A 5,544-nucleotide genomic window follows, 5' to 3' on the forward strand; every position below is an offset into this window, starting at 1 on the left:
GGCCGAGGTGGTCTCGGCCCGCTCCGGCCCGTCAGAGGTCGCGCACGTCGCCCGCGAAGAACAGCAGCGGGGTGTCGCCGCACAGCGGGTGCAGGTGCTGGACGGACATGAGCACGATGTCGTGGTCGCCGGCCGTGATCACGCGTTCGGCCGCGCATTCCAGTGTCACCAACGAGTTCGGCAGCAGTGGGGAGCCGGTGTGTCCTGGTTGCCACGGCAGGTCGCCGAAACGTGAGCGGCCTGGGCGGGCGAACTGGCTGCACACCTGCTCCTGGCCCGATGCCAGGACGTGTACTGCGAAGTGCTGTGCTGCTGTGAACACCGGGTGGAGCTGGGAGCGGTGTCCCACGCAGAAGAGCAGGATCGGTGGGGAGAGCGACACCGAGCACAGCGAGTTCACCGTCATGCCGATGGGTTCGCCGTCGGCGACGGTCGTCACCACGGCTATGCCCGTGGCGAAGTGGCCCAGTGCGGTGCGCAGTTGTCGCTGGTCGACCGTGTCGACTACCTGGGTCATGTGAACACCTCCTCCCGTCTGCGCAGCAGGGTCAGCGCCGGTGTGGTCATGGCCGTGGTCAGCAGCGCCACGACCACGAGGATCGCGAACATCGCGCCGTCGATCAAGCCCAGGCCGAGTCCGAGGTTCGCCACCACCAGTTCGGTGATGCCGCGGCAGTTCATCAGCACGCCGAGTACGGTCGCCTCGCGGCGGTTCAGGCCTGCCAGTCGTGCTCCTGCTGCGCCGCCGACGAACTTCGACGCGACTGCCGCCAGCAGGACGAGGAGTAGCAGGCCCCAGTGGCCGGAGACCGACTGCAGTGACGTGTTCATGCCCACGTAGGCGAAGAACAGCGGCAGCAGCACGGCGACCGTGAAACCCTTGATGCGCTGGGTGGTCGCCTCCTGGTCCACCGAACGGCGCGGCATCACCAGGCCGAAGAGGAACGCGCCCAGGATCGAGTGCAGTCCCATCATCTCGGTGATCGTCGCCGTGCCGAGCGCGCCCGCCACCGCCGCGGTCAGCACCGCCGACTGGGGTGCCGTGCGCAGCACCACTTCCAGGAACGGACGCACCAGGAACACCAGCACCGCCACCAAGGCGGCTCCGGCCGCGACGGTGAGCAGTGGTGAGCGCGCGTGGTGGCCGGCGAACGGGAGGATGGCCGCCAGGACTGCCCAGCACGCCGCGTCGTCCAGGACCGCCGCGCTGACCGCGATCTTGCCGAGGCGCGTTCCCTCCATCCCCACGTCGTGCAGGATCCGCGCCAGCACCGGCAGCGCCGTGATGCTGAGGGCCAGCGCCAGGAAGAACGCGCTCGGCAGTTCGGGCATCAGCGGCACGCCGATCAGCAGGCCCGAGCCGAACGGGATCACCAGGCACGTCAGCGCGACCACGCCCGCTCCTCGGCCGGACGACCTCAGGTCCCGCACGTCCTGTTCCCAGCCCAGGAGGAAGATGAACGCCACCAGCCCGAGCTGCGCGGTCAGCTGGATCGCCGACTTCACCGGTGCGGGGAAGAGCCACTGCTGCGCCGAGGGTGCGAGCAGGCCGAGCACGGACGGCCCGAGCAGCAGGCCGCCGAGCACCTCGCCCACCACGGGTGGCTGTTTCAGCAGCCGCACGGCCCGGCCGCAGAGCTGGCTCAGCAGCAGCACCAGCGTCACCGCGAGCATGAACTTGCCCGTGGTGTCCACAGTGGATCCCGCGCCGCCGCCGAGCGACCAGACGAGCAGGGCGGCGGCAGCGCAGCCGAGTGCGATCGTCACCGTTCCGCGCAGGGGAACGGAGCGCACGGTTGTCGCCACGACGGCCTACCGCGCACCCAGGCGCATGTGCGTGAAGTAGTCGTACTGGGTCGGCAGCGCCTCGACGAGCTCGCTGCCGCGGTCGCGGACGTACTGGAACTCCTTGAGCGCCAACGCGTCGTCGGCCAGCGCCAGTGCTGAGGACGGCTTGAGGTCGATGCCGCCCATGCCGAGCAGGATGCACATGTACGAGTAGGGCGGAAGGCCGTGGTAGTACGGGAAGACGTTCTCGCTGTCGGGGAGCTGGACCTGCCAGCGCTCCAGCCGTTCGGCGAGGCCGTCGGGCAGTTTGCGGGTCTTCGTGTCCTGCCAGTACCGGGTGTCGTCGCGGGCGGCGGCGAGGTAGTGCAGTGCGAGGAACTCGCGGACGCCCTCCATGACGTGCCGGATGGCGTCGTTGAACATCGTGCGCATCGTCGGCTGCCAGCCGGGGCCGGGGAAGTACTTCACCAGCTGCTCGATGGCGTGGTGGATGAAGAAGATGCCGGTCGACTCGAGCGGCTCGACGAAGCCGCTGGACAGCCCGATCGCGACGCAGTTGCGGGTCCACGGGTTGCGCGTGCGGCCGATGCGCATCCGGATGTGGTTCGCCTCGACCTCGGCGGCGGCAGGGCCGACGAACTCGCGCAGCACCCGTTCGGCCTGCTCCGGCTCGATGTAGTCGCGCGCGTAGACGTAGCCGGTGCCGATGCGGCCGTACAGCGGGATCGTCCAGATCCAGCCGGCGTCCTGCGCCGTCGCCGTGGTGCACGGGCGGATGCCGCGCTTCTCCATGTCCTGCGGCACCTGCAGGGCGACCGCGCTGTCGTTGGGCAACACGTCGGAGAAGGAGATGAACGGCTCCTCCAGCGCCTTGTTGACGAGCAGGCCGCGGAAGCCCGTGCAGTCGATGAACAGGTCGCCGTGCAACGCGCCGTGCTCGGCTGTCAGCACGTGGTCGATGTCGCCCTGCTGGTTCAGGACCACGTCGTCGACGTTGCCCACCAGGTGCTTGACGCCCCGGTCGACCGCGAACTTCGTGAGGAACTTGGCGAGCAGCGCCGCCTCGAAGTGGTACGCGTACGGGAACTGCGTCTTGCCCTGGTGCTCGGACATCGTGAGGCCGGCGAACTCGTCGGCGTCCTCGGAGAAGCTCTGGCCGATGAGCCTGCCGTCGAGGTGGCGCGGGTTGCGCTCCTCGTCGCACAGGGCCGCCATGACGAAGCAGTCGCGGTCGAACCGGTCTGTGGGCCCGTTCTGCAGCCACCAGTCCGCGAGCGGGAAGCCGTTGACGGACCTCATCTGCTCGAACGGGTGGTAGAAGTGGTGCCCCGGCCTGCGCCAGTTCTCGAATCTGACGGCCAGCTTGTAGGTGGCGTTGCACGCCGGCATCCAGTCCTGCTCCTCGAGTCCGAGGAACTGGAAGAAGTGCCGGATGTCGCTGAAGGTCGCCTCGCCCACACCCACGGTGTTGACCTTGTCCGACTCGATCAGCGTGATGTCGACGCCCGCGCCGAACGCGGTCCTGAGGTAGGACGCGGTCATCCAGCCCGCGGTGCCCCCTCCGACGATGACGACTTTCCGGTTCTGCATACCGACTCCCTGGAATTCACCGACGTTTGGCCCGATCAGCGTAGGTGTCGGCAAATGCGCCGACCACGCTCTTAAGCGGTCGTGAAATGACCTCCACCGGCGATATTTCGGCTGGGCCTAATCATCCTGCTCGCGCCGCATCACGGCTGGTGAGAGCCCTTTTGTGTGGTTGACGGGCGGAAACGCCGCTGCAATCGTCGCACTCGGTCGGGTGATGAGGGGAATCGGTGGATGATGATTGATCTGACGCGCGGCGCCAATGTCGTCGAGTTGTTGCGGGAACACGTGGAATCGCAGCCGGAACAGGATGCGCTGATCTGGGTCGGCGACGACCTGGTGGCCACCGGCCGGCTGTCGTGGGCGGAGCTCGACCAGCGGGCGCGGGCGATCGCGGCGCGGCTGGGCGAGCTCTGCCCGCCGGGGTCCCGCGCGTTGCTGCTGTACCCGCCGGTCGAGTTCATCGTCCCGTTCCTCGGCTGCCTCTACGCGGGTGTCGTCGCGGTGCCGGCGCCGCTGCCGGGCCGCTACCCGCACGAACGCCGGCGGGTGCGCGGGATCGCCGCCGACGCGGACGTCTCCGTCGTGCTCACCGACACCGCGAACGCCGGCACGGTCCGCGAATGGGCCCAGGCCGAGAACATCGGTCACCTGCCGGTGCTCGCGACCGACGAGGCGGGCTTCGGCGACGCGGCGCGGTGGACGGCGCCCGAGGCGGACCACGACACGATCGCGCTGCTGCAGTACACCTCCGGCTCCACCGGTGACCCCAAGGGCGTCGTGGTGACGCACGGGAACCTGCTCGTCAACGCGCACACCATGATCACGGCGCTGCGGATCCCCGTCGGCACGCGGTTCGGCGGCTGGGCACCGCACTACCACGACATGGGCCTGATGGCGCAGACGCTGCCGGCGCTCTTCCTCGGCACGACCTGCGTCCTGATGAGCGCCACGACGTTCCTCAAGCGGCCGCACCAGTGGCTCGCCATGATCGACCGGTACGACATCGGCTGGTCCGCCGCACCGAACTTCGGCTACGACCTGTGCGTCCGCCGGGTCACCGACGAGCAGGCCGCCGGGATCGACCTGTCCCGCTGGCGGTACGCGGTGAACGGCTCCGAGCCGGTGCACGTCGCCACGATCGAGGCGTTCGCGCGGCGGTTCGCGGTGTCGGGGTTCCGCGCGGAGGCGGCGTGCCCGTGCTACGGCCTCGCCGAGTCGACGGTGTTCGTCTCCGGCACCGGCTCGCGGCCGCCGATGATCACGATGATCGACCCGGACCGGCTGGCGCAGAACGATTTCGTGCCCTCGGGCACCGGACGCGCGCTGGCCGGCAACGGCGCCGCGCCGCTGAGCGACGTGCGCGTCGTCGACCCCGTCACCCGCGCGGTGCTGCCCGAGGGCAAGGTCGGCGAGATCTGGCTGCGCGGCCCCAGCGTCGCGCGCGGCTACTGGCGTAAGCCGGAGGCGACCGAACGCACCTTCCTGGCCGAGACGGCGTGCGGTGACCGGGGTTTCCTGCGCACCGGCGACCTCGGCACGGTGCACGACGGCGACGTCTACATCACCGGGCGCATCAAGGACGTGATGATCGTCCGCGGCCGCAACCTCTACCCGCAGGACATCGAGCACGAGCTGCGCGCGCAGCACCCGGAGCTGGGCAACGTCGGCGCGGTCTTCACCGTCGACACCGAGCTCGTCGTCACCCACGAGGTCCAGGGCCGCCAGGACCCGGCCGACCTGCGCGACCTCGCGCAGCGGATGAAGCAGACGGTCGCCCGCGAGTTCGGCGTGCAGGTCGGCGGGCTCGCGCTGCTGCGCCGCGGCGGGGTCCGGCGCACCACCAGCGGCAAGGTCATGCGCGCCCAGATGCGCGAGCTGTTCCTGCAGTCGGACCTGGATGCGGAGTACCAGTCATGAGCGAGGTCGAGCAGTGGCTGACCGAGCAGGTCTCGGTCCACCTGGGACAGCCGGTGGTGCGCACGGACGTGCTGCTCGCCGAGTACGGCCTGGACTCGGTGCACGCGGTCGGCCTCGCCGCCGCGATCGAGGACGAGTGGGGCATCGTCGTCGACCCCGCCGTCACCTGGGACCACCCGACCATCGACGACCTGGCCGGCTTCCTGACCGCCGAGCTGGGCCGGACCGCCGACGAGAGCGCAGGCTGAG

At 69.6% G+C, this 5,544-nt stretch carries 5 protein-coding genes; 2 read left to right on the forward strand and 3 right to left on the reverse strand.

Going from position 1 to position 5,544, the window contains the following annotated elements; all coding sequences use genetic code 11:
• Positions 1-31 precede the first annotated feature (31 nt).
• The 3 genes from ACFWGZ_RS06260 to ACFWGZ_RS06270 are packed head-to-tail and all read right to left on the reverse strand — an operon-like array spanning position 32 to position 3,378.
• Positions 32-517, reverse strand: coding sequence for a flavin reductase family protein (locus ACFWGZ_RS06260; RefSeq protein WP_382450397.1), 486 nt, complete (start codon positions 515-517; stop codon positions 32-34).
• Entirely contained in the window at positions 514-1,767 is a 1,254-nt protein-coding gene (locus ACFWGZ_RS06265; protein ID WP_382450398.1) for a cation:proton antiporter, read from the reverse strand. Before ACFWGZ_RS06265 ends, ACFWGZ_RS06260 begins: the two co-directional genes overlap by 4 nt.
• A gap of 45 nt (positions 1,768-1,812) precedes the next feature.
• The gene (locus ACFWGZ_RS06270; RefSeq protein WP_382450399.1) at positions 1,813-3,378 is read right to left on the reverse strand and encodes a tryptophan halogenase family protein; all 1,566 of its coding nucleotides are present in this window, start codon (positions 3,376-3,378) and stop codon (positions 1,813-1,815) included.
• 231 nt (positions 3,379-3,609) lie between these two features.
• Between ACFWGZ_RS06270 and ACFWGZ_RS06275 the strand changes: the two genes are divergently transcribed.
• The gene (locus tag ACFWGZ_RS06275) at positions 3,610-5,295 is read left to right on the forward strand and encodes a fatty acyl-AMP ligase (protein ID WP_382450400.1); all 1,686 of its coding nucleotides are present in this window, start codon (positions 3,610-3,612) and stop codon (positions 5,293-5,295) included.
• A complete protein-coding gene (locus tag ACFWGZ_RS06280; protein ID WP_382450401.1) occupies positions 5,292-5,543 on the forward strand; it encodes an acyl carrier protein in 252 nt (83 codons plus the stop codon). The genes ACFWGZ_RS06275 and ACFWGZ_RS06280 overlap by 4 nt, the downstream gene beginning before the upstream one ends.
• Position 5,544: the final 1 nt, after the last annotated feature.

Origin of the sequence: Lentzea sp. NPDC060358, assembly GCF_042725365.1 — a bacterium.
GTDB lineage: Bacteria > Actinomycetota > Actinomycetes > Mycobacteriales > Pseudonocardiaceae > Lentzea.

Coding starts and splice junctions, on each gene's coding strand:
- ACFWGZ_RS06275 (WP_382450400.1), top strand. CDS start 3,610: ATGATGATTGATCTGACGCGCGGCGCCAATGTCGTCGAGTTGTTGCGG.
- ACFWGZ_RS06260 (WP_382450397.1), bottom strand. CDS start 517: ATGACCCAGGTAGTCGACACGGTCGACCAGCGACAACTGCGCACCGCA.
- ACFWGZ_RS06280 (WP_382450401.1), top strand. CDS start 5,292: ATGAGCGAGGTCGAGCAGTGGCTGACCGAGCAGGTCTCGGTCCACCTG.
- ACFWGZ_RS06270 (WP_382450399.1), bottom strand. CDS start 3,378: ATGCAGAACCGGAAAGTCGTCATCGTCGGAGGGGGCACCGCGGGCTGG.